The 23,636-nt window shown below is 69.3% G+C and carries 15 protein-coding genes and 2 pseudogenes; 10 read left to right on the forward strand and 7 right to left on the reverse strand.

Annotated features, from left to right (window positions below; all coding sequences use genetic code 11):
* From OXS27_RS26770 to OXS27_RS26785, 4 genes and pseudogenes are all read left to right on the forward strand, one after another.
* Window positions 1-820, forward strand: a pseudogene (locus OXS27_RS26770) (glycosyl transferase); the annotation flags it as partial.
* A gap of 94 nt (window positions 821-914) precedes the next feature.
* Complete coding sequence (locus OXS27_RS26775; RefSeq protein ID WP_267360183.1) at window positions 915-2,288, forward strand: coagulation factor 5 8 type domain-containing protein; 1,374 nt, start codon at window positions 915-917, stop codon at window positions 2,286-2,288.
* 192 nt (window positions 2,289-2,480) lie between these two features.
* On the forward strand, window positions 2,481-3,752 hold the full coding sequence (locus tag OXS27_RS26780) for a hypothetical protein (RefSeq protein WP_267360185.1): 1,272 nt from the start codon (window positions 2,481-2,483) through the stop codon (window positions 3,750-3,752).
* A complete protein-coding gene (locus tag OXS27_RS26785; protein ID WP_267360187.1) occupies window positions 3,749-5,404 on the forward strand; it encodes a GDSL-type esterase/lipase family protein in 1,656 nt (551 codons plus the stop codon). Before OXS27_RS26780 ends, OXS27_RS26785 begins: the two co-directional genes overlap by 4 nt.
* A 46-nt stretch (window positions 5,405-5,450) precedes the next feature.
* On the opposite strand, the gene OXS27_RS26790 is transcribed toward OXS27_RS26785, so the two are convergent.
* The 7 genes and pseudogenes from OXS27_RS26790 to OXS27_RS26820 form a co-directional block, all read right to left on the reverse strand.
* Window positions 5,451-5,735 carry a HigA family addiction module antitoxin gene (locus OXS27_RS26790; RefSeq protein WP_267360189.1) on the reverse strand — a complete coding sequence of 95 codons (285 nt, stop codon included), beginning with the start codon at window positions 5,733-5,735 and terminating at the stop codon, window positions 5,451-5,453.
* Between the two features lie 4 nt (window positions 5,736-5,739).
* The gene (locus tag OXS27_RS26795; protein ID WP_267360191.1) at window positions 5,740-6,027 is read right to left on the reverse strand and encodes a type II toxin-antitoxin system RelE/ParE family toxin; all 288 of its coding nucleotides are present in this window, start codon (window positions 6,025-6,027) and stop codon (window positions 5,740-5,742) included.
* A gap of 118 nt (window positions 6,028-6,145) precedes the next feature.
* Entirely contained in the window at window positions 6,146-8,542 is a 2,397-nt protein-coding gene (locus tag OXS27_RS26800) for a glycosyltransferase (protein ID WP_267360193.1), read from the reverse strand.
* Window positions 8,543-8,593: 51 nt separating this feature from the next.
* Complete coding sequence (locus OXS27_RS26805; RefSeq protein WP_267360195.1) at window positions 8,594-9,043, reverse strand: hypothetical protein; 450 nt, start codon at window positions 9,041-9,043, stop codon at window positions 8,594-8,596.
* Window positions 9,044-9,647: 604 nt separating this feature from the next.
* Window positions 9,648-10,286, reverse strand: a pseudogene (locus OXS27_RS26810) (DedA family protein); the annotation flags it as partial.
* A 68-nt stretch (window positions 10,287-10,354) separates the two neighbouring features.
* Window positions 10,355-11,362, reverse strand: coding sequence for an NAD-dependent epimerase/dehydratase family protein (locus OXS27_RS26815; protein WP_267360197.1), 1,008 nt, complete (start codon window positions 11,360-11,362; stop codon window positions 10,355-10,357).
* A gap of 7 nt (window positions 11,363-11,369) precedes the next feature.
* Entirely contained in the window at window positions 11,370-14,042 is a 2,673-nt protein-coding gene (locus tag OXS27_RS26820) for a glycosyltransferase family 61 protein (protein WP_267360199.1), read from the reverse strand.
* A 230-nt stretch (window positions 14,043-14,272) separates the two neighbouring features.
* Between OXS27_RS26820 and OXS27_RS26825 the strand changes: the two genes are divergently transcribed.
* From OXS27_RS26825 to OXS27_RS26850, 6 genes are all read left to right on the forward strand, one after another.
* Entirely contained in the window at window positions 14,273-14,917 is a 645-nt protein-coding gene (locus OXS27_RS26825; protein WP_267360201.1) for a NeuD/PglB/VioB family sugar acetyltransferase, read from the forward strand.
* Between the two features lie 660 nt (window positions 14,918-15,577).
* Window positions 15,578-17,314: a type I secretion system permease/ATPase gene (locus tag OXS27_RS26830; protein WP_267360203.1), complete on the forward strand. Its 1,737-nt coding sequence runs from the start codon at window positions 15,578-15,580 to the stop codon at window positions 17,312-17,314.
* A 97-nt stretch (window positions 17,315-17,411) separates the two neighbouring features.
* Window positions 17,412-18,677 (forward strand): HlyD family type I secretion periplasmic adaptor subunit, encoded by a 1,266-nt coding sequence (locus OXS27_RS26835; RefSeq protein ID WP_267360205.1) that lies wholly within the window; start codon window positions 17,412-17,414, stop codon window positions 18,675-18,677.
* 200 nt (window positions 18,678-18,877) lie between these two features.
* On the forward strand, window positions 18,878-19,987 hold the full coding sequence (locus OXS27_RS26840; protein ID WP_267360207.1) for a DegT/DnrJ/EryC1/StrS family aminotransferase: 1,110 nt from the start codon (window positions 18,878-18,880) through the stop codon (window positions 19,985-19,987).
* 53 nt (window positions 19,988-20,040) lie between these two features.
* Window positions 20,041-21,813 carry a glycosyltransferase family 61 protein gene (locus tag OXS27_RS26845; protein WP_267360209.1) on the forward strand — a complete coding sequence of 591 codons (1,773 nt, stop codon included), beginning with the start codon at window positions 20,041-20,043 and terminating at the stop codon, window positions 21,811-21,813.
* Window positions 21,814-21,832: 19 nt separating this feature from the next.
* Window positions 21,833-23,614 (forward strand): glycosyltransferase family 61 protein, encoded by a 1,782-nt coding sequence (locus tag OXS27_RS26850; protein WP_267360211.1) that lies wholly within the window; start codon window positions 21,833-21,835, stop codon window positions 23,612-23,614.
* The last annotated feature ends 22 nt before the right edge of the window (window positions 23,615-23,636 follow it).

A 23,636-nucleotide genomic window follows, 5' to 3' on the forward strand; every position in this document is an offset into this window, starting at 1 on the left:
TCAGCCGGACGGGCGCTATTGCGGGCTGGCGGCGGTGGCGGAGTGCCGGGGCTGCCTGGCGCGCGACGCGGACGGGTTCGAGGAGCCGGATCCGGGCGAGCGGCGGGCCACGTTCGGGCGGTTCCTGGGCGGGGCCGCGCGGGTGTTTGCGCCGTCCTCCGACACGGCGGGGCGGATCGGGCGCGTGTACCGGGATCTGGCGATCACGGTGCGGCCGCACGCCGAGCCGGAGCGGGCGGTGCGCACGACAGCGCGGCACCGGCCGGGGCGCGTCCGGCGTGTCGCCGTGCTCGGGGCGATCAGTGCCACCAAGGGCGGGCTTGTGCTGCAGGCCCTGGCGACCGATGCGCAGACGCGCAACCTGCCGCTGCGCTTTGCCCTGGTGGGCTTCTGCGACCCGGCACTGGAAGGCGGGTTCGAGCGTGCCGGCGTCACGCGGACCGGACGCTACGCGAGCGACAACGAGGCGCTGGATCTCGTCTGGCGCGTCGCGGCGGATCTGATCCTGCTCCCGGCGATCTGGCCGGAGACCTATTCCTACGCGCTGACGCTGGCGTTGCGCACCGGTCTGCCGGTGGCGGCCTTCGACCTCGGCGCCCCGGCCGACCGGCTGCGCGTCGATCCGGACGGCCATCTCCTGCCCTATGCCCTGGCCGACGACCCGTCCGCCTGCAACGACCGCCTGCTGGCCATCCCGCTCCCGGGCCGGGCCCGCACCATCATCCAGGCCGCCACGTACGACAACCTGATGCGCGATTATTACGGCCTCGCCGCGGAGCGGGCCGAGCCGACACTCCCCTCCAGCGAGAATGCCGCCTGACCAGTGTCGCCCGGAGGCCTGCATCGCGGTGGCCTTCCGAATCCGGTGCGGTTCGACACCGTTGGAGCCCGAGCGAGATACGGTATACGACCCCATGTTCGAGCGTCACAGCTATCATCCCGATCTCGTCGAGGTCGCACAGGGCCGGCCGTTATCCGTCATCGATCGGGACGATGGCGCCGGGCACCTCCAGATCGACCTCGGCCTGCGCTTCCCCGTCCATTCCCTCGCGGTCGATCCGTCTGACGGGGCGGGCGTTCCGGGCGGCGATCGGTCCGTCAGCTTTTCCGACGACGGACAGGGGTGGTCGTTCCCCGAGATCGTCTCGCCCCCTGACGGCGAGCCACCCGCATCACGGATCCTGATCGCGCCGGGGCCGGCGAGCTGGGCGCGCTACATCCGCATCCCGGTCCAGCCGGGGCGACGAGCGGACGAACACGTGGCGCAGGTCTGGACCGCGCGCGCCGCCGTCGACCTGATGGTCATGCGCAAGCTCTGGGACGTCGAGTTCTCCATCCTCACCGAGGATCCGGAGATCGACGTCTATCGGGCCTACCGGTTGCTCGGCAGCCCCAATCAGGCGGGTTTGTCGCTCGTCGGAATCGATCTCTACGAGAACGGTGCCTTCGGAAACTTCATCATCCAGTGCCTGCTGGCGATCGGCATCTGCCGGGCGCTCAAGCTCAAATACCTCAAGCTGTCGATCATGGACCGCAGCGAGGTCATCGCCCTCCAAGAGCCGCAGGAGATCGGCGGCATCACGTTCATCCCCGCGAACCACCCGCTCCCGGACGATGGGTATTTCCTGTCCGGCATGTTCTTCGACGTGAACATCCAGAAACTGGCCGGCGAACTCGATCAGGCCGAGTCGCGCCATATCATCACCCACTATATCCGGCCGCTCTTCGGCCGGCTGCCCGCGCAATTCCCCGAGAAGCCGGACGATCAGCTGCTGATCCATATCCGCTCGGGCGACATCTTCAGCACCTGGGTCGCGCCCCATTATCCGCAGCCGCCGCTCGCGTTCTACCAGCTCGTCATCCAGCGCCTCCTGCGGGAGAAGCGGATCGGCTCGATCAAGATGGTGTTCGAGAACCGCCTCAACCCCGTCATCGACCAGCTGGAAGCCTATATCGCCGGCCTAGGCATCCCGCTCACGACGCAGAGCGGGACGCTCGCGGAGGACGTGACGGCGCTCGCCAATGGCCGCTACCTCGTGTTCGGCCTCGGCACGTTCGGACCCGGCGTGTGCCACCTGTCCGAGCATGTCGAGCAGGTCTTCTACTTCGCGTCCGGCTGGCCGCAGCATTTCCGGGGCATTCCGACGATCGGACGCCTCACCGAGGTCGTCGACACGGCGGGCGGATACACGAAGGTCGGAGAATGGGATAACTCCCCCGAGCGCCGCCAGCTGATGCTCGACTACCCGATCGAGAATCTCGCCTTCGATGATTCCGTCACCGCGTAGCGGGCCCAATCCGCGACCGGGACTTGCGCGGCCGTGCCGATTGGAGCGCTCTCCGCCGAAGTGGACGCCGGCTCGGCGCAAGAGAGCGCGTCACAACAAGAGCTTAGAGCCGCGCTCGATTGCAACGCGATCGGGCACGGCTCTAGCGGGACATCGGCGACCCGCGTCGGGTCGCGGCGCCGGAGAACGCACTTGGCCAGCACAGATCCGTCATCCACGTCCCTGCACGTCAACGCTTATCCGATGCACCGGGCCGAGGTGCTGATGCGGCTGCGGCGCCAGCTCGGTCCGCACCACACGACCCTCGTCAGCTTCGCCGCCAAGTACCATTACGTGGAAACCCAGCGGCGCCTCGCGGCCGCCGCGGCGACAACGGGCGATTTCGAAACGATCGAGAGCTGGTCCCCCGACCGGCTGCGCGAGACGCAACACTACCAAGCACACCGGGAGATCCTCGACCGGTCCCGGGGGGCCGGGAACTGGGCCTGGAAGCCCTACATCATCGCGCAGGCCCTGGAGCGGCGGCGCGACGGCGACTTCATCGTGTTCACCGACACCGGCATGCAGGCGATCGGCGACGACCCGATGCCGCCGGTGGCGCCGCTGCTGACCTGGCTCGCCGGCTCGGAGCGCCGGGTCGCGGTGGGCGTGCTGCACGGAAAGCCGCAGCGGGCCTGGACCAAGCGCGACTGCTTCGTGCTCATGGAGTGCGATACCGAACGCTACTGGAGCGCCGACCAGATCCAGGCGACCTGGATCGCCTTCATGGTCAGCCCCGCCACCCGTCACCTCGTCGCCGAGTGGCTGCGCTACGCGGGCGACGCGCGGGTCGTCACCGATAGGCCGAACCAGATGGGCCTGCCCGATCTCGACGGCTTCATCGACCACCGCTTCGACCAGAGCATTCTGTCGAACCTGATCTACAAGCTGGATCTCGAGATCGCGCCGCTGCGGCAGCCCTCCAAGCAGATCCGGACGCTGATCGACGAGTTGGAGACCGACACGCTGGTGGCGACGCGGCCCTCCGAGAACATCGCGCTCGGCAAGACCTGGACGGCGAGTTCCGCCTCACCCTGGTCGGGGACGACCGGGACCTACGGCGAGCGCACCACCGGCGATCCGTCCTTCTTCTTCCACACGGCGCTCGAGCAGACCCCTTGGTTCGTCCTCGATCTCGGCGCCGTCACGCGCGTCTCGGAGATCCGGATCTACAACCGCTGGGGGCAACTCAGCGAGCGGGCGCAGTTGATGCGGGTCTGGCTCGGCGAAACCGAGGATGCCTACCGGCTGGTCTTCGATGCCGTGGATGCGCATTGCCATCCCGGCCTGCCCCTGCATCTCCGGTTCGACGGGGCCCAATTCCGCTACCTGAAGATCGATCTCGACGAGGAGCAGCACCTGCACCTCGACGGGATCGAGATCTTTGCCGCCCATCGGGACGGCGACGCGACCGAGCGCGCGTGAGCCCGGTGTCGGACAAGCCGCTGTTCCCCCTCGGGCCGATCCTGTTCTTCGGGGATTCCCTGACCGCGGATCTGACCGCCGAGACGCCGGACCTGTTCTCGGGGCCCCAGACGGTCGCCAGGGGGATCGCCGGCCAGTCCACCCGGGACATGGCGCGGCGGCTGCGCTCCGACATCGCCCTCTACGGCGCGAAGGGTCTCCACCTGATCGGCGGCCGGGACGACATCCTCACCCCCGGTCGCACGGTGTCGCTGGACGGTCTCGTGGCCGACCTGACCGCCATGCTGCGGGACGCGCGCGATCTCCATGTCCGGACCTGGGTCGGCGCGATCCCGCCGGTCGATCCGGCGGCGCCCGCGGCGGCCGGGCTCCCGGTCGCGCTCATCGGCGCGGTGAATGCGTGGCTGCGCGAGCACGCGGGCGATTACGGGGCGCTGTTCATCGATTACGAGGCCGTGCTGGCCGGCGAGGCCGGAGTGCTCCGACCGGCCTTCAGCCACGATGGCGTGCGCCTCAACGCCGCCGGCAGCGCGGCGCTGCGAGCGGCCATGATGGCGGCGCTCACCGCCCCGGGCGTCGAGCAGATCTGGGCGCCCCCGGAGACCGAGGACGCCGCGCGCCGGCGCAAGTTCCTGCACCATTTCGGCTATCTCGACTCGAACACGCGCTATCCGAGCCCGTTCATCCAGTTCGCCGGCAAGCCCGGGGCGAGCCATTACGGCGTGCCGTTCGATGCCGACGGCTTCCTCAACGCCACTCCGATCGCCGAGCGGAAGCCCGAGGGCGAGACCCGGATCCTCGTCGTCGGCGATTCGACCACGATCGACGGCGGCGACATCGCCAACACCCTGCCGGGCCGGATCGAGCGGATCCTCCGGGCGGACGGGCTCGACAGCGCGAAGGTCTACAATTTCGGGGTGATGTCGAGCTGCCTCACCCAGATGACCCACCTGATCTGGTCGCGGCTCGTCACCTACAGCCCCGACGCGATCCTCGTGCTCAGCGGCAGCACCGACCTGTTCCAGCCCTGGACCTACGATCCCCGGCCCGGCCATCCCTACAACGCCTTCATCACGCAGCGTCTCTACGACCACTTCTTCGACACGCACGACCCGCGGGCGCGGGAGGATGGCCTGTCGTACGACGCGCTGATCACGCTGATCTACGAGGAGCTGAAGCGGCTGCGCGCGGAGGTGGGCTGGCAGAGTCCGGGCTGGGAGGACGCCATCGTCCACCATTACGAACGCGCCGCGCACCGCCTCACCAAGCTGTCGCACGATCACGTGGTGCCGATCATCAGCGTCCTGCAGCCGACGGTCCTGCGCAAGCGCCACCTCACCGAGGTCGAGCGCGGTGTCGCCTCGGGGGCGTTCCTGGCCTATCTCGACCGGCAATACGCCAAGCTGGAGGCGTTCACGGCCGAGCTCGCGGCGCGGCGCCCGTACCGGCGGACCTTCACGGCCCTCGATCTCAGCGGGACCTTCCGCGATCGGGAGGCGGGGACCTTCAACGACATCGTCCACTACGATGATCCCGCCCGGGAGATCGTGGCGGCGCGTCTGGCGGGCGAGATCCGCGGCGCCTTGGAGCGAGCCCGGGCGCGGACGCCGGTGGAGCGCGTAAAAAGCCTCCTCGGTGGCCGGAAGCGCTAAGGAGGCTGGCAACGCCAAGACTTCACCGCGATCGACGTCGGGCCACTCAGGCAGGTTCGTAGCGCTGCACCTTCGAGAGGTCCGCCTCGGCCTCCGCGTGCGAGAGGTCGTGCGCGGTCTGAAGGTTGAGCCAGAACTGGGGCGTTGTTCCGAACCGCCGGCCGAGGCGCAGCGCAGTATCCGCGGTCACACCGCGGCGTTCGCGGACGATCTCACTGAGTCTGTTGGCGGGGACATCGATCTCAGCCGCGAGGCGGTTGGCACTCAGTCCGAACGGCACCATGAACTCCTCGCGGAGGACCTCACCGGGATGCGTGCGCAGGCGGGGCATAGATTTATCCTCTGTGGTAATCCACGATCTCGACGTTTTCGGGTCCAGCGTCGCCCCACTTGAAGCAGATGCGCCACTGGTCATTGATGCGGATGCTCCACTGCCCGTCGCGGTCCCCGCTCAGCTTCTCGAGCTGATTGCCGGGCGGTGATCGCAGGTCACCCAATGTAGCTGCGGCGTCGATCATATCGAGCTTGCGCACGGCAGCGGCCTTGAAGGCGCGCCACTGCCGGTGACATGAATCATGGAGGTGGAGCGCCTCCGTCGCCTTGTCCGCGAAACTCTGGATCATCAGCGTTCGATACGTTATACGTATAACGTATCAATTCTGACCGACAAAGACAATCGTTCCAAACGGCCTTCTGTCCTTGGGATGTGGGTAGAGCCCCCCTGGCGCGGGCGGGATCGAATCAGCCCCGCTCGCCCGCTCGCTTCACCCGGTGCGTGAAGATCACCGAGAGCCACGGCACCACCTCGTGCTCGACCTCGATCGAGAGCAGCACTTCGAGGTGGAGCGCGTAAGGCAGGGTGAAGCGGAAGCCGCAGCGGGCCTCGTCCATGGTGGTCGGCATGTCGCCCAGCACCGCCGCGATCACGTCGGGCCTATGGACGTCCACGGGGATGCGCTGGACCTCGCCGTCGATCTCCGCGACCAGCGTCGCCTTGGCGCGGCTCGCCGAGACGACCCAGCCGGACAGCACCACCTGCCCGTCCTGAATCTCGGCCCAGACCCGGTCCTGGGGGGCTTCGAGATTGGCGCGGGCAAAGGAATCCGGCAGTTCCCCGTCGAGCGCCGCGATGGTGCAGCCGACCTCGTACTTCTCGAAGCCACGCCCCTCGCCGAAGAGGCCCGCGAACTGCTTCTGATACTGGGCGATCCGCGCGTTCTTGATGTCCTCGGGCAGGCCCGACCACTGACCCTTTTCCTGGACCGTGTAGACCGAGAGGATCTCGCGCAGGAACGCGATCCGGCCCCTGTCGGCGACGTAGAGATTCATCAGCCAGTCGGCCGCCGCCGGGTTCTCGTAATACGCCTCCGGCACCTGGCGCAGGGCTTCGGCGCGGTAGAAGCAGCAGGAGAAGTTGGCGGTCAGCGGCGCGTTGGCAAGCACCGGGAAGCTGATCGTGCCGGTGGGATAGCGGCCCTGCTCGTCGTGCGGCAGGTAGGAGCCGGTCGCCGGGTAGTGGAGCAGCACCCAGTTGAAGCACATGTCGAGCTTGCGGTCGTTGCGCAGCATCCGCATCTGCATCGCGATCTTGCGGTCCGACAGCCAGTAATCGTCGGCCTCGCAGAACGCGACGTAGCGGCCGGTGCAGGCGGAGAGGCAGTCCTGCATGTTGCGCAGCATGCCGAGATTCTGCGGCCGGGGCCGCACCGCGATCCGCTCCGGATCGCGCGCCCGGTAGGATTCGACGATCGCGGCCGACCCGTCGGTCGACTTGTCGTCGCCGATCACCACCTGCATCCGGAACAGGCCGCGCTGTCTCAGGATCGCGTCGAGGCAGCGGCCGATATCGGCGGCGTGGTTGTAGGTCGTCACGACGACGCTGACGGTGAGCTGCGCCAGCAGCCACGCGCGCAAAGCGTCCGGCTCGCCGGAGAGATCGTCCGGCGCGTCGAGCCCCATGTCGCTCAGGGCGTCCCGGGCGATGTCGGGATTGGCCGCGATCAGGCGCCCGAGGCTCGCGACATCCTCTTCGTCGAGATACGCCTCGGCCAGCCGGCGGAAGATCGCCTTCTGCGACGCCTCGTAGCCCGCCGCGTAGCGGCCACCGAAATGGCCGCGCAGCTTGCGGAAGAACGCGATCTCGGAATTGCCAAGCTTCTTGTGCCGGGCGAGTTCGGTCGCGTAGGTCGCCCACATCCCGGCGGCGTGCTTGCGGTAGACCGCCATCACCTCGGGCAGGAAGCCGATGCGCCCGACCTCGGCGTGCATCAGGTGGACGTACCAGTCGCCGGGGGCGATGCCCTCGTCGAACACGAAGGCCTCGGCGCCGTGATAGCGCCAGCGATAGAGCACGCTGTTGGTCTGAACGAAGTTGTGGGCCACGAGGTCGGACAGCGACGGCTGCGGGCTGCACTGCTTCGGGTAGATCTCCTCGACCCCTGGCATGTCCTCGTAGACGACGCGCACCGGGTGGAAGCAGAGGGTGAATTCCGGCCGCGCCCGCAGGAAATCGACCTGTTTCTGAAGCTTGCGCGAATCGGTCCAGTAATCGTCGCCCTCGCAGATCGCGACGAACTCGCCGCGGGCGCGCGCCGTCAGGTCGGCGAAGTTCTTGTTGGGCCCGAGATTTTCGGTGCGCAGGACCGCCACGAGGTTGGGATGGCGCGCGGCGTATTCGGCGATGATCTCGGCGGTGCCGTCGCTCGACCGGTCGTCGCCGACGAGCAGTTCGAACGGGAAGTCCGTTGCCTGACCGAGGATGCTCTCCAGGGTCTGCCGGATGAACGACGCTTGGTTGTAGCTGATGCACAGGACCGACACGACCGGCCGGTTCCAGGCCGGCGCGGGCTGCGCCTCGGCCCGCGTCTGGACCCAGGCCGCGAAGGGATTGGCGAAGCTGCCGTCGAAGGTCTCGTCCGGCGGGGCCGTGAAGTCGGCCCTAGGCTGGCGCCCGAGGCGAGCCCCGTACTTCACGTAATGTTCGAGGGGCGACAGGTCGGTCAGGCCGACCTCGGGATAGCGCGTCGCGTACCAGATGTGGTCGAACAGCCCACTCGCGTAGATCGTCGCGAAATCGTCCTGCCACGGCTCGAGCGCGGGTGCGGCCTCGCGTACGGCCTCTCCTGCACCGTCCTGCATCGATCAGATCCCTCGAAGGCGCGTCACCGGGCCGCCTCTCCGACCATACCCTCAGAGGGTGCTGGGGAGGCGCCCTTCCTCGGAGCCGTGATTGTAATAGTGCTGCGTCGGGTCCGCGCCGGCATTCGCGACATCGTCGTTGCACGCGAGATAGAACTGGCGGTCGAACAGCCCGGAGGTTTCGAGCCACTCGAGCATCGTCGCCTCGGGGACGACAGGGGCGCGATCGGGCGTGGCGGCGGCGGCTTCGCGATAGAGGTGCGCGAACCGGGCGATCCGGGCGGCAACGTCCTTGGCGGCCGGGCGGCGCACCGACGAGGCGACGACGCTCGACGGCTCACCGGGGCGACGGCGCTGGAGATCGGCCTCGGCCAAGCGCACCAGACGGGCCAGTTCGCCCTGCGCTTCCTTGAGCCGGGCCTGCGTCTCGGCGAGTTCGGCCCGCAGCGTTTCCACGTCCTCGCCCAAGGTCGGCTCCGTCTCAGCCACGACGTCCGACATGGCGTGCCCACGGCCCTGTACGAGGCCATGGGCAGGATCGGCCGGAAACCGGCGCGATGGCATACCCCCTGTCGGGTGAGGCGGGGTGATACGATCGGCCCCCGGACCGGTCAACCCTGCGCACCGGCTCCACGCGCGGACGCCACATTCCGCCTCCGACGTTCACAGCGCGGCCGGATGACCGCCGCTGCGTCCCATCGGCTCAGGCGGCCAGCCCGATGCCGCCCTCGGCCTCGTGCCCGGCGGGATCCGACGATCCCGCATACCTCAGACGCCAGCCAAGCATCGTCAGCAGGACGGCCGGCACGAGGAGGATCAGCATCAGGCCGACGATGCTGACATGGTCGACGAGGCGCCCGTACAGGCCGCCTGTGACCCCGTAATACCAGGACGCGAGCGTCATGCCCGCGGCCGAGGCCAGGAGGATCGCCGGGATCTTGAACCAGAGCGGCAGGGCTTCCGGCCGGCGAGCGCGGGTCTCGGACTGGCCGGTTTGCGCCTGGCCGAGGTCACGTTTCGCGAGGAGTGCTTCGACCTGCCTCTCGAAATCCGCCTGAACCGCGCCCTGGGCCTGCGGCGCCGGCAGATCGGCCCCCAGACCGTCGGTGAGCGGACCCGGGATCGCGGCCTCCGCGGCGACCATCAGGCGCGCCTCGTGCCGGCGCATGAACAGCCACAGCGCGACCGCCCCAAGCAGCACGAAGGCCAGCAGCCCGAGGCCGACCGGCCCCATGACGTTCTCGATCGAACGGCCGCAGAGATAGGCGCCGAAGCCCATGATCGACGCCCAGGCGACGCCGCCCAGCGCGTTGAAGGCCATGAAGCGCCGCGCGTCGAGCTTGTTCACGCCGGCCAGCACCGCCGCGTAGGCGCGCAGCATCGCGGTGAAGCGGCCGAAGAACACGATCTTCCCGCCGTGCCGGCGGAACAGGTACTGGCCGAGCTTGAGCCGCCCGTGATCGAGGCCGATCAGATGTCCCTTGCGCAGGAGCAGCGGCAGGCCCCAACGGCGACCGACCCAGTAGCCGGCATTGTCGCCCAGAATCGCGGCGGTGGCGGCGATCGCCACCACGAGGACAATGTTGATGTTGCCGGTGCTGCCGGCATAGGCCGCCGAGGTCAGGAGGACCGTCTCGCCGGGCAGAGGCAGCCCAGCGCTCTCCAGCGTGATGATCACGAAGATGGCGATGTAGCCGTAATGCGCGATCAGGTCGGCGATCGGCAGATCGTGAAGGAAGGACATGCGGTCTCCTCGCGGATCGGAGTGCCGCGCTGTCGCCGACAATCGTGGCCACTCCGGGGCGGGCCGCGTCAGGCCTCGCGGCGGGGCCCGGTGGCGTCGGCCAGATAGGCTCGCATCCACGCGATAGTGTCGACGAGCCCCTCGCGCAGCGCGACCCGCGGCTGCCACCCGAGTTCGGACCGGATCAGCGCCGTGTCGAGGACGTTGGCGGGCACGTCCGCGGCCCGGCTCGGCTTGTACACGCAGGGCAAGCAGTCCCGCCCGAACGCCTCTTCGAGCGCAGCGATGATTCGGTTGACGCTCAGGCCCACGCCGCTGCCGACGTTCAGGACCTTGTGCGGCCCGTCATAGCTCACGGCGGCCAGCAACGCGTCGCTGACGTCGTCGATGTGGAGGAAGTCGCGCACGACCTCGCCGCTGCCCCAGACTTCCAGCTGCTGGTCCGCAAGGACGCGGTGGATGTAGCTCCCGATCAGCCCCTGGTGCTTGGTGCCGAGCTGGAAGCGGCCATACGGATTGGCGATCCGCAGGATCTGGTAATCGATCCCGTGAAGGTGGTGGTACAGGTAGAGCGACTTCTCGATCATCAACTTGCTGATGCCGTAGGCCGAGATCGGATCGGTCGGTGCCTGCTCGGGGATCGGGATGGCGCGCGGAATCCCGTAGATCGCGCCGCCGGAGGACGCGAACACGAGCTTCCGGATCCGGGCCGAGCGACAGATCTCGAGCAGGTGCAGGGTGGCGATCGGCGTGGCCGCAAGTTCCGCCGACGGATCCCGGTTCGAACTCTCCGGGATCGACCCGGCGATCAGGTGGAAGACGACGTCCTGGCGCTCAACCGCGTTGGCCAGGGCGAGGCGGTCGGCGAACTGACCCGTCACCCGGGCGACGCGCCGGTCCAGCAACGCGGGCTGGGGATGGCTCCGGCTGAAACAGGTGACCTCGGCGCCCGCCTGCGCGAGGCGGTTGCACAGGTTCAGCCCGAGGAAGCCGCTGCCGCCCAGCACGAGGCAGCGCAGCCCCGCCAGGGACGGTGCGGGGTCGACCAGCTGCGTGCCCTGCGGAGTCTCGCTCATGGCAGATTCACGGCCGGTGTTCGACGCCGGGCTGAGCCGGCGCGGGGGCCGGCGGGGCGCCCTCCGCCAGTCGGTCTGCATCGGCGGGATCGGCCTCGCGCAGCGCGATCATCTGCTCGAGCAGGGCCAGGGCGGATTGCTGAAGCGCCAGACGGGTCGGCTCCAGCGGCGCCTTCCCGCAGGCCCGGGCCGCCGCGTAGGCAGAAGCGTAGGCCGCGTCCCAACCGGCGGCAAGGATCCGCGGGCCGGCGGCCTCCAGATCACCCCGGATCGCCGCCCACGCGGCCTGATGCGCCGCGTCCCAGGCCGCAGCCCGGACATCGCGGCCGGTCTGCCGCAGGGTGAGGTTCGCAACCTTCGCGCGCTTCCGCGCCCGATCGAGATGATCGCACCAGGCGGCGAGATCAGCGAGATCGGTCAGCGCCAGCAGGCCGGCCAGCGCGTCCCCTTCGACGTTCAGCTTGGCGAGTCGGAACCATGCCGGGACGTGGGTGCGGACGAGCCAATCGGCGACCATCGCGACCCGCCGGCGCTCCAGCGCCTCCGAGCCACGCGTGCCGACGAGGCGCGGGACGAGCGGGAGAATCAGGGCATCGCGTGCGTCCTGGGTCAGGCGGTCGCTCCAGGTTCGGACGAAGGTGGCGAGGGTCGGCGACGCACAGGCGGGCTGGTCCGAATGGGGCTCGCCGGCCACGTAGGCCACCGCCTCCAGGGCGCACAGGCCGGATGCCGCGTCCGCATGCGGCCCAGCCGCGAGCGTCGTGACACGTGCCAGCCGATCAGGGTCGACACGCGCGGGCGCGCTTGACGGAGATGCCTGAGGCCGCGATGCAGCGCGATCCGGCACGCGGATCGGCCGGTCGTCCGCGGCCGGCGCCGGATACCCGACGGGTACGCCGGTCGCGACCTCGTTTTCGAGGGCCGCCACGGCGGCCACGACCTTCGCCGGATCGACGGTGTAGCTGACGTGGAAGGCGTGCACGCCTGGCCGGTGGAGGGTTTGGCCGCGCAGGAACAGGATCCGGGCGCCACCCACCTCGATGTAGCTGGCATAGCCCCGGAAATTGAACGCCAACTCCTCGTGGATCAGGCCCAGGATCCGGCATCCGGGCCGGCAGAACAGGGCGTTGCTCAGGGCCGAGCTCGACGAGCCGACCACCAGGGCGGCGGAATGGAACGCCTCGACCTGTTCAAGGAACGACATCGTCTCCGGGTAGATCACCTCGAAGCCCAGGGGGATCAGACGCTCGGCAATCTCAGCCTCGTTGACGAGGGCGCGCTGGCTGAAAGCCTTGCGGGAGATGAACAGGCGCCGGTCGATCCGGCCCGAGAGGACCCCGCGCTCCCGCGCGCGCGTCAGGATCTGTTCGCGGATCGGCGCAAAGATGTCGGCCGGCCAGATCGCATCGTAGACCGGCCGCCCCGGCTTCATCTCGAACGGGAAGAAGGCCGGCGGCGGTGCCATCCCGAGGCGCCCGAACGCGACCGGCCGGGGCGGCAGCTTGATCACGGGCCGGTCCCGCGTGTCGAGCAGACGCAGGATCTCCTCGTGCGAGGGGGGCATGTGGTCGTCGATGCAGAGCGGGATCCCGTCCGGACAGCGTGGATCGTTGTAGCAGAGCATCCGCGGCACGAACTCGCAGAACCAGTGCCCGTAATTCCGGCTCTGGAGGCCGAACATCATCAACCCGGCCTCGACCCGATGCGGATCCTCGGGCACCTCCACGAGGGCGCGCGTTTCGGTGAACGCGGCCATCATGATCTGGTCCGGATTGATCCCGTCCTGCAGCAGGATGTCGGGCCGGCGCGGATGGGCGGCGAGGTCGTAGACCAGTTTGTCGCCCGCGATGACGACGTTGCTGCGCGGGAAGGCGTGGGCGCCGTCGAGGAAGGCGAGGTATTGCGGCGGCATGTCGAGCTCGCCCGGCTCGGAGGTGAGGGCAGGGGGCGGCTCGAAGAAGCGGAGGTCGGGCGGCGCGATCCGGCGGCGCGGCCGCAATTCCGTGTAGGCGGCGCCCCCACCGGCGGCAAGCGTCGCGGCCGTGACGATGTCGTAGGCCCGCAGCGGCCCGGAGCGATAGACGTGCCGCGTCGCCTCGTGCAGCGCGATCGCGTCCGCGAAACGTCCTTCCGCAAGCAGGGCATCGATCTGCAAGCGGCGCAGGTTCCGGACCTTGGTGCTCAGGGCGAAGCCGTCCTCGGTGGTGACGCCGTCGTCGCCGCCGTTCAGCTCGTAGGCCAGCCGATAGCTTTGCACGCAGGCTTCCGGCTCATGCCCGCATTCGGCGACCCAGCCGAGCCGCAGCAGGGTTGCCACGCCTTCGCGGATGGCGGCGGGGTCGCCCCCCGCACGCAGTCCGGAGACGGCCGCAGTGGCCTCCGCGTAGCGGCCGTGTTCGCAGAGACCGCGCAGCCGCGTGGACATGGCCGCCGAGGCCCAGCGCTCGCGCGCGTCGGGGGTGATCGAATCGATCAGCGCGTAGGTGTCCGCGGCGGCGCCGAGCTGGTCGTCGCCCTCCAGCCGGAACGCCAGCGCCTCGAGGTGCCGCCGGATCCCGGCGGTGCGTGCACCGGCCGAATCGCCGTCCTCGACGGTCGCGCGCAGCCGCACGAGCACATCCGCGGCGTTGTCGCGTGTGATCGTCCGGATCAGGTCGATGAACGTCTCCGCCGGCCTCATGTCCGTCCCACGCCCCGCGTGCCCTCGCCCACTAGCGCGCCCGGTTGCGGCGTGCCGATCCCGGCGGTCTACTGGAACGCGTGCACCGTGACGAGGCATCGCCCCTGGAGAGCCCACGGGGACTCGTGTAGGCAGGCCCCGAACAGGCAGGGGACCCCGCGCATGGACGTTCGCCCAAGCGGCAGACAGCCGCCAGCGCCGAGCCGGAGCCGATCGCGGCCCACGGCTCGATGACGATCCGCCTCGTCCTGTATGGCGCCGGCGCCCTCGCCCGCGAGATCGTCGACGCCCTGGAGCGCCTGAACGCGCACGGCACGTCGATCGCGCTGCAGGCGAGCATCGTCGATCCCGGCCTCGACGCGCCGGAGACCTTTCGCGGCCGGCCGGTGGTCCGGGATGTCCGCGCCTTCGCGGGCGACGACGGCCTTCGCTTCGTCGTCGCCCTCGGCGAGCCAGAGCCTCGGGCCCGGGCCGCTACGCATCTGCGGGACGCGATCGGTGCGCGCTTCGCCTCGATCATCGATCCCGGCGTGCTGATCGGCGGCAGCAGCCGGATCGGGGCGGGCGCGGTGATCCTCGGGCATTCCTCCGTCACCACGGATGCGCGCCTGGGCGAGCACGTGCTGATCAATCCCGGCTGCACCGTGGCCCATGACGACGTGCTGGAGGATTTCGCCACGCTGAGCCCCGGTGTCCATCTGGCCGGGCATGTCCAAGTCGGGGAGGGCGCCTTCCTGGGAACGGGCGCCTGCGTGATCCCAAAAATCCGGATCGGCGCGCGCGCCCTGGTCGGGGCCGGTTCCGTGGTGATCCGGAATGTGGCGCCGTGCCAGACGGTGTTCGGGAATCCAGCGCGCCCGTTGCGGCGCGGTTGACCTCAGGCGCGGATCTCAGTCCAGCCGCTTCGATGTGTTTTGCGCGCGACTTGGCCGCCGACGCTCTCCATCATCGAGTTCGCCATCATGATCATCCAGAACAATCACGTCATGGGTGCCCATCGGTTCGGTGCCCTCGGCAGTGAATGGATGGTCAGCTGACTGGTCAGCAACAGGATCTGCCAGCAGGGGTGAAAAGAGGGGCGCCGGGGGTGGCCTGTGCCCCCATAGCCTCGACACCGTTCGATGAGAGGGGCTGGCCCAGTTTGAGCGGATGAGACGGCGGTGATCGCGCTCCTCCAAGCGGGCCAGATCCCGGAACCAGCTGCGAAGCGTGGGCCTTCACTGCGCGTTGGACTTGACCGAAGGGGGACGGGCGCTTGGGACCGTCGAGTCCCTCCGACATTCGGTTTAGCCGAAGGTTGGGCTGCCAGTCATCCCCTCCCAGCAAAGGATTAAATGACCAAGCCGCCCATGCCGCCTCAATCAAGTCAAGCCGGGCACGATTGGGGATTAGCGGATTGTTAACCTTATCCTTAAGGAGATGGATCCAGCGAAATCGAGCACTCTGATGCGGCCGCAGCGTCGGCTCCGATCAGAATGCTCAGGCGCACGTTGAAGCACATTTCACTGTGCAGCGTGCTGACCTGAGGGTTGGGCATGGGTCAGGGCCGGCAGGTCTCCGAGTTGAGCGCCGCGATTCGTCGGAGCACGGCTGCCTTTGCCGGGGTGGCGGGCATCAGCGGGTTGGTGAACCTGCTGACGTTGACAGGCTCGTTCTTCATGCTGGAGGTCTATGACCGGGCGATCCCAAGCCGCTCGATCCCGACGCTCGTGGGCCTGTGCATCCTGGCGCTGGTCCTGTTCATCGCTCAGGGCGCGCTCGAGGCTCTGCGTGCGCGCATCCTCGCCCGGATCGGCACGGCGCTCGACGCGGATATCGGCGCGCGGGTGTTCTACCTGAGCGTGCGGGCGCCCCTGTACGGGGTCCAGTCCGAGGAAGCCGGTCAGCCCCTGCGAGACCTCAACCAGATCCGCAGTTTCCTGAGCGGAACCGGCCCCACCGCCCTGTTCGATCTTCCCTGGCTGCCGGCCTACATCGCCCTCTGCTTCCTGTTCCACCCGCTCATCGGCGCGGTCGCGATCGGCGGCGCGCTGCTCCTGGCCGGCCTGACCCTGCTGACAGACTGGACAACGCTGAGGCCGAGCCGCGCGGCATCCGAGCACGCAGCGCAGCGCCACGCGCTCTTCGAGGCCGCGCGGCGAAACGCCGAGGTCGTCGCCGCCATGGGGTTGCACGGTGCCCTGTGCCGCCGCTGGGAGGCGGCGCATCACGACCAAATCGATGCCCAGCAGAGGACCGCCGATATAGCCGGCGGCTTCGGCGCGATGTCGAAGGCCTGTCGGATGGCGCTGCAATCAGGTGTCCTAGCGCTCGGGGCGTGGCTCGTGATCAACGGTCAAGCCAGCGGCGGCAGCATCATCGCGGCGTCGATCCTGGTGGCGCGCGCCCTGGCGCCTGTGGAGCTGGCCATCGCCAACTGGAAGGGGTTTGTAGCCGCCCGCCAGAGCTGGCGACGGCTGTCGCTCGCCCTGCACCATCTGCCGGCAGCCGCCCAGCCCATGGTCTTGCCGGCGCCCAGGGCGACGCTCTCGGTCGAAGCGGTCAGCATGATGCCGCCGGGCACGCACCTCGTCGCGGTGCACGATGCGAGCTTCCGGCTCACGGCGGGCCAGGCCCTCGGCATCATCGGGCCCTCGGCCTCGGGCAAGTCGAGCCTGGTGCGGGCGCTGGTACGCGTCTGGACGCCGCTGCGCGGCCGCGTCCGCCTCGATGGCGCGGCGCTCGACCAATGGTCGGCCGAGGACCTCGGACCGCATATCGGCTACCTGCCGCAGGAGACGGAACTGTTCGCCGGAACCGTGGCCGAGAACATTGCCCGCTTTCAGACCGATCCCAAGGCCGCGGCGATCGTGGCAGCCGCCAAGGCGGCCGGGGTTCACGAGATGATCCTGCGCCTGCCGGAGGGCTACCAGACACGGCTCGGCGACAGGGGCGCGGGCCTCTCGGCCGGCCAGCGCCAGCGCGTCGGGCTGGCCCGGGCGCTCTACGGCGATCCGTTCCTGGTGGTGCTCGACGAGCCCAACGCCAATCTCGACTCTGAAGGCGAGGTCGCGCTGACACAGGCCATCCGCGGGATCCGGGCACGGGGCGGGATCTGCGTGGTGGTGGCCCATCGCCCGAGCGCGCTCGCCGCGGTCGATCTCGTGCTCCTCCTGGCCGATGGGCGCATGCAGGCCTTCGGGACGAAGGAAGAGGTTCTCAGGCGCATCTCGCGTCCGGCCGACGGGGCGCGCGCGGAACAACACCGGGAACAGAACCGAAAGAGCGCCTGACATGTCGGTCACCGCCTTCGCCCCGGGGCCCATCGGGTCCGATCGTTCCGCATCGGCGCGACCACGGTCGCACCCGCGAGATTCCATCCGCCGCCAGATGATCCTCGCGGGGGCGATCTCTTGTGCGCTGGTGCCGGGTCTCGGCGGCTGGGCGGCGCTGGCGTCGTTCGCCGGCGCGGTGATCGCCCCGGGCCGCCTCATGGTCGAGTCCGAGGTCAAGAAGGTGCAGCACCCCAACGGTGGCGTTGTCGGAGAGCTGCTGGTCAAGGACGGCGACCGGGTTCGAGCCGGCGACATCCTGGTGCGTCTCGACGAGACGCAGATCCGTGCCGGCCTCGACATCACCCGCAAGGCGCTCGACGAACTCGCCGCGCGCCGGGCGCGGTGCGAGGCGGAGCGGGACGGCGCCGCTAGCGTGGTGTTTCCGAGTGATCTGCTCGCACGCCGCCGCACCAGCCCGGAGATCGAAGCGCTTCTCGACGGTGAGACCCGCTTGTTCTCCGCGCGACTGGCCAGCCGGGAGGGGCAGCGTGCGCAGCTCTCGGAACGCGCGGCGCAGCTCAAGGAGGAGATCGCCGGGCTGAGCCAGCAGGTGGCGTCGAAGGTCCGGGAGATCCGGCTGATCCAGGACGAGCTAAGCGGCCTGCGGGATCTCTACGCCAAGAAGCTCGTGCCGCTGTCCCGGGTGACCGTCCTGGAGCGGGACGCGGCACGGCTGGAGGGCGAGCGCGGGCAGCTGACAGCCTCGATCGCGTCGGCGCGGGGCAAGGTTGCCGAGACCAATCTGCAGAGCCTGCAGATCAATGTCGACATGCGAACCGAGGTCGGTAAGGACCTTTCGGACATCCGCAGCAAGTGGTCGGAACTGATCGAGAAGCGGGCGGCGGCGGAGGATCAGGTCAGGCGGGTCGATCTGCGGGCGCCACAGGACGGGGTCGTGCATCAGATGAGTGTGCACACGGTTGGCGGGTTGGTGACGCCGTCCGAGCCGGTGATGCTGATCGTGCCGGACGCGGATCGACTCACGGTCGAGGTCCATGTCCAGCCCCAGGACATCGACAGCGTGCGGCAGGGGCAGGGCGCGATCCTACGTTTCCCCGCGTTCAACGTGCGAACGACACCGGAGATCAACGGCACCGTGACGCGCGTATCCGCCGATGTGAGCAGCGATCCGAAGTCCGGTCAGAACTACTACACGGCGCGGATTGGATTTTCAGCCGCGGAGCAGGCAAAGCTGGGTACGGTCCGCCTGGTGCCAGGCATGCCGGTGGAGGCGCATCTCCAGATCGGCGAGCGCACGGTCCTGAGCTATCTCATCAAGCCGCTGACCGATCAGATCGCCAAGGCGTGGCGCGAGCGCTGAACCGGGGCGGCGGACCGCGCTGGTTGCATTCGGCTCCCCGACCCGGGGGGCCGCGTCGCATCCGAGGCTGAGCGCGCCTCATCGCCCGCGGTCGGACCCGGGCGCCTTCCGCGCTCCTGCCGGGCCATGTATAGCGGGCCGCGTCACCCGAGCATGCGGATGAGGATGGTGGCGGCCGACAGCCAGGACGTGTCTCGACGATGATCCCCGTGCTCATTCCAAGCCTGCCGGAGACGGACGCCATCGTCCCGTACCTGCGCCGGATCGATCAATCGCACATCTACAGCAATTACGGCCCGCTCTCCCGGGAATTCACGGCCAAGCTCTGCGACTTCGTCTCGGAGCGCGCCCATGGCGCGCCGGTCGCCGCGACGATCACCGGCAACGGCACGAGCGCCATCGAACTCGCCCTGCGCTACCGCATCGCCGGCCGGCGCGGCGGGCTCTGCCTGATGCCCGGCTACACCTTCATCGCCACCGCACACGCGGCGGTGAATGTCGGCCTGGAGCCGTTTTTCGCCGACGTCGATCCCGAGACGCTGTCGCTGACGCCGGCCATCGCCGAGCGAGCGCTGTCGCTGGCCGGAGACGATGTCGCCGCCGTGGTGGTGGTCAGCCCGTTCGGGGCGCCGATCGACATCCCCGCCTGGGAGGCGTTCGAGGCGGCGCACGGGATCCCGGTCGTGTTCGACGCCGCCGCCGCGACGCTGAACCTGACCCGGATCGGCGCGCAGCCGGTCTGCGTGAGCCTGCACGCCACCAAGGCGCTCGGGATCGGGGAGGGGGGCGCGATCCTCACGACCGATACCGATCTGGTGGCGCAGACCACCGCGATGACCGGCTTCGGGTTCTCGGCGAGCAGCCGGGTCTCGGAGGTGCGCGGCGGCAATTTCCGGATCTCCGAATACGCGGCCGCCGTCGGCCTGGCGGCCTTCGACAGCCTTGAGGCGCGCATCCTGCAGTTGCGCGAGGCCTCGCTCGCCTATGTCGAAGGCTTTGAGCGGATCGGCGTGCGCATGCAGCCGGGCTTCGGCACGAAGTGGCTGACCATGACGGTCAACGCGCTGTTCGAGCCCGAAGCCGCCGACGCGGTGACGGCGGCGTTCGACGCGGCCGGCATCCAGTGGCGGCGCTGGTACGGGACCGGCTGTCAGGCGCACCCCGCCTTCGCGACGTGCGGGCATGACGGCCTCGCGCGAACGCCGGCCGCCTCCGCGGGCGCCATCGGGGTGCCGTTCTTCCCGGCGATCACCCGGGATCAGATCGGCGACGTCTGCGCCTGCGTGGAGCGGGCCCTGGCGACGCGCTGAGACCGCATGTCGGGACGGCGCTGCGGATCGCGTGAGAGGAACGGTCGGGATCGATGCGGGACGACTTTCGGCGGATCTTTGCGCAGGCCAACCGGACGAACGGCGGCGCCACGCTCGACACGATCGAAGGCGCCCTCGCGGCCCTGACGGAGGATCGCGCCGAGACCGCGGCGCAGCACCTCGCGACCCTCGCGTTCCGGTATCAGGGCGAGGACAGCTTCGATCTGGCCGCCCGCGCCTATGGGCTGGCGGCTCAGGCCTCGCGCGCACGAACCGCGCTCTACCAGCTCGCCGCGATCCGGACGGGCATCGTCGACCGCTGTCGGCGGCAGGCCTTCGACGGCGTCGAGGACCTCCTGGAGGCGTTGCGCCAGGCCAAAGCGGCCGCCGGAGACCGCGGGCCGGACGACCCGTCGCTGGTCCAGATCGCCTGGGACTACGAGCTCGCCGGGGACGCCGAGAGCGCGGTGCGCTGCTACCTGCTGGCGCGGGTCGCGCGCGATACCCTGGGCGGGCAGGCCCTCACGGTCGACGGCGACACGCTCGAGCGCAAGATCCGGAACCTGCGCAGCCTGCAGATGACAGCGCTCGCCGAGGCGGGCCGTCACGCGGAGGCGCAGGCGCTGCACGAGCGGACGCGCACGGCCCTCGGGCTCGGACCGGCGCGGATCTACGACATCGTCTCCGCGCGGCAGGCCGCCACGCAAGGGGAGGGCGACTACCGTGAGCTGGTGCCCCCCCGCCGGATCGCGGAGCCGGAGATCCGCTTCCTCGAAGGTCCCGTGGCGTTGACCTCCGTGTGCGGAACCCTGGACGCTCCGCCGCAATACGTCGCCCGGTTCAAGGACTGCCTGACCTTCCCGCGCAGCAACATCGTGCTCCAGGGCAGCCGCCTGATCTACGACCTCGCGGCGCACCCCGACAGCGGCATCGCCGACATCAAGGACGGCAAGAACACCGATCAGATCATGACGGCCGTCTACGGGGCGGGGCGCGCCCTGGTGGAGGAGCCGGCCGACGTGCGGAGCCTGGAATCCGGCCTGATGATGTTCGGGCTCCAGAGCAAGAATTACGGCCACTGGCTGCTTGAGTTCGTGCCGCGGATGCTGTGGTTCAACGATCCCGCCTGCCCAGCGGGCTTCCCGATCTGCATCGACGACCACATGCCGGCGACGCACCGGCAGATCGTGGAGCTGCTCGACTCGCGCGGGCGAGAGATCCTCCCGCTTCCGGCGCAGGCGGTCCGCTTCAAGGAACTCGGGGTCGCCCCGGTCCCGACCTTCTTCCCGTTCGACGCCCGGCCGGACGTGCCGGTCTACGACTCGGTCTGGCCGAAGGACGTGCTCGGCGCCATGCGGCGCGCGGTGCTCGACCGGCTCGCCGCGCGTGGTGTGGACCTGCGTCCCACCGGTCGGCGGATCGTCCTGTCGCGGAAGGGTTTCACCCAGCGCCAGCTCGTCAACGAGGCCGAGATCATCAACGCCCTGGCGCGCTACGGCTTCGAGGTCGTCTACCCGGAGAAGCTGTCCTTTATCGAGCAGATCGCGCTCTATCATTCGGCCGACGTGATCGTCGGCTCCGCGAGTTCCGCGATGACGAACACCATCTTCTGCAACGACAGGGCCCGTGTCGTCGCGCTGATCCACGAGAACCGGTCGTTCAATTTCCGCGGCTACACCAGCATGATCGGGTCGAGCGGCGCGCAGGTCCTGTTCATCCGGGGCTCGACGGTGCCGGGCGAGAAGACCCACCCGTTCCATGCCAATTACACGGTCGCGCCCGCGCAGGTGTTGCGCGGCCTGGAGCGCGTGGGCATCGGCCCGTAGCGGTCGGAGACGGGGCGACATGCGGCCGACGGCGACCTTCCTCGACCTCGTCCGGTCGATCGACAGCAGCAACGCCCCACGTCAGCTGGAGAGGCTGGCCGCCCTGCTCACCGCGGAGCCTCCGTCGGGACCGCGCGTAGCCACGACCCTGCGGCACTTGGAGGCCCTCGGCTTCCGACTCGAGGGGGGCGGACGATTCGGAGAAGCGGCGCATGCCTACGAACTGGCCACCGCGATCGACCCGCACGATCCTCCGCGCTGGCGCCGGATCGCCATCGTGGCGCGGCTGCGCGACTTCATCGACCATGAAAGCTGGGACGACGCGACGGCCTTCGTCGCGGAACTCCGCGGGCGGGACGAAGCGGCGACCAGCCTGCAGGAGGTGGCGCGGAGGCTGCTGCAGCTCGGCTGGGATCACGAGTGCCGCGGCCGGGTGGAACCCGCCGTCCAGTGCTACCGCCTCGCCTATGCCCTCAACGGCGGCGATGCCGGCCTCGCGACCGTGGACGGGGACAATCTCAGCCAGAAGATCCGGAACCTGCGCATCCTGCAGATGAACGCCCTGGCGGAGGCCGGCCGGCACGCGGAGGCCGTGGTGCTGCACGAGAGCACCCGGTCGATCGTCGGCCTCGGTCCCGTCGGCATCTACGATATCGTCTCGGCCCGGCAGGAAGCCGGGGAGGGGCACGGGCGCTACCACGAGATACGGCCCGGGCGCCGGATCGCCGACCCCGCCGTGACATTCCTCGACGGCCCGATCCCGCTGACCTCCCAGCCGGGAACCCTCGACGCACCGCCGCAATACGTGGCCTTCTTCAAGAACTGCGTGACATTCCCCCGCAGCAACGTCGTGCTCCGCGGGCAGCGCCTGATCTACGACCTCGCGGCCCATCCCCTGAGCGGGGTCGCCGACATCAAGGACGGGGTCAATCCGGGTCAGATCATGACCGCCGTCTGGGGGCCCGGACGCGCCCTGGTCGAGGCACCGTCCGAGACTCGCGACATCGACGCCGGCCTGATGCTGTTCGGGCTCCAGAGCCGGCAATACGGGCACTGGCTGCTCGAATTCGTCCCCCGCATGCTGGGCTTCAACGATCCCGCCTGTCCCTCGGGATTGCCGCTCTGCGTCGATGACGGGATGCCTGAATCGCACCATCAGATCATCGCGCTGATGGACACCCGCGACCGGCCGATCGTGACGCTGCCGCCGGTCGCGACACGCTTTCGCGAACTCGGCCTCGCGCCCGTGCCGGCCTTCTTCCCGTTCGATACCCGGCCGGGGCTTCCGATCTACGACGCGATCTGGCCGCAGGACATCCTCGCCGCCGTGCGGGACAGGATCCTCCAACGGCTCGCCGCGGATGGGGTCGACCTGCGACGGACCGGACGGCGCATCCTCCTGTCCCGGCGGGGGTTCACGCAGCGCCAGCTCGTCAACGAGCCCGAGATCATCGAGACGTTGCGGCCCCACGGGTTCGAAATCGTCCAGCCCGAGCATCTCACCTTCGCCGAGCAGGTTCAGATGTACCACGGCGCCGACATCATCGTCGGATCGGCGAGTTCCGCCCTGATCAACTGCATCTTCTGCCGGCCGGGCGCCCGGGTCGTGGCGCTCGCCCACGAGAGCCCGGAATTCTACTTCCGCGGCTTCACCAGCTTCGTCGAGTCCAGCGGCGCGCGCCTGCTGTTCGTGCGCGGGACCACGCTGCAGGCGGAGGGCGTCCACCCGATGCATGCGAACTACAGGGTCACGCCGGCGACGATGCGGCGCGCCCTGGAAGCGGTCATGGCCGGCCGCTGATCCGCGGGGACGCTGCCGGCGC

The organism is Methylobacterium sp. GC_Met_3 (assembly GCF_026540775.1).
Lineage (GTDB): Bacteria > Pseudomonadota > Alphaproteobacteria > Rhizobiales > Beijerinckiaceae > Methylobacterium.

Coding starts and splice junctions, on each gene's coding strand:
- OXS27_RS26775 (WP_267360183.1), top strand. CDS start 915: ATGTTCGAGCGTCACAGCTATCATCCCGATCTCGTCGAGGTCGCACAG.
- OXS27_RS26790 (WP_267360189.1), bottom strand. CDS start 5,735: ATGCCCCGCCTGCGCACGCATCCCGGTGAGGTCCTCCGCGAGGAGTTC.
- OXS27_RS26795 (WP_267360191.1), bottom strand. CDS start 6,027: ATGATCCAGAGTTTCGCGGACAAGGCGACGGAGGCGCTCCACCTCCAT.
- OXS27_RS26800 (WP_267360193.1), bottom strand. CDS start 8,542: ATGCAGGACGGTGCAGGAGAGGCCGTACGCGAGGCCGCACCCGCGCTC.
- OXS27_RS26805 (WP_267360195.1), bottom strand. CDS start 9,043: ATGTCGGACGTCGTGGCTGAGACGGAGCCGACCTTGGGCGAGGACGTG.
- OXS27_RS26815 (WP_267360197.1), bottom strand. CDS start 11,362: ATGAGCGAGACTCCGCAGGGCACGCAGCTGGTCGACCCCGCACCGTCC.
- OXS27_RS26820 (WP_267360199.1), bottom strand. CDS start 14,042: ATGAGGCCGGCGGAGACGTTCATCGACCTGATCCGGACGATCACACGC.
- OXS27_RS26825 (WP_267360201.1), top strand. CDS start 14,273: ATGACGATCCGCCTCGTCCTGTATGGCGCCGGCGCCCTCGCCCGCGAG.
- OXS27_RS26830 (WP_267360203.1), top strand. CDS start 15,578: ATGGGTCAGGGCCGGCAGGTCTCCGAGTTGAGCGCCGCGATTCGTCGG.
- OXS27_RS26835 (WP_267360205.1), top strand. CDS start 17,412: ATGATCCTCGCGGGGGCGATCTCTTGTGCGCTGGTGCCGGGTCTCGGC.
- OXS27_RS26840 (WP_267360207.1), top strand. CDS start 18,878: ATGATCCCCGTGCTCATTCCAAGCCTGCCGGAGACGGACGCCATCGTC.
- OXS27_RS26845 (WP_267360209.1), top strand. CDS start 20,041: ATGCGGGACGACTTTCGGCGGATCTTTGCGCAGGCCAACCGGACGAAC.
- OXS27_RS26850 (WP_267360211.1), top strand. CDS start 21,833: ATGCGGCCGACGGCGACCTTCCTCGACCTCGTCCGGTCGATCGACAGC.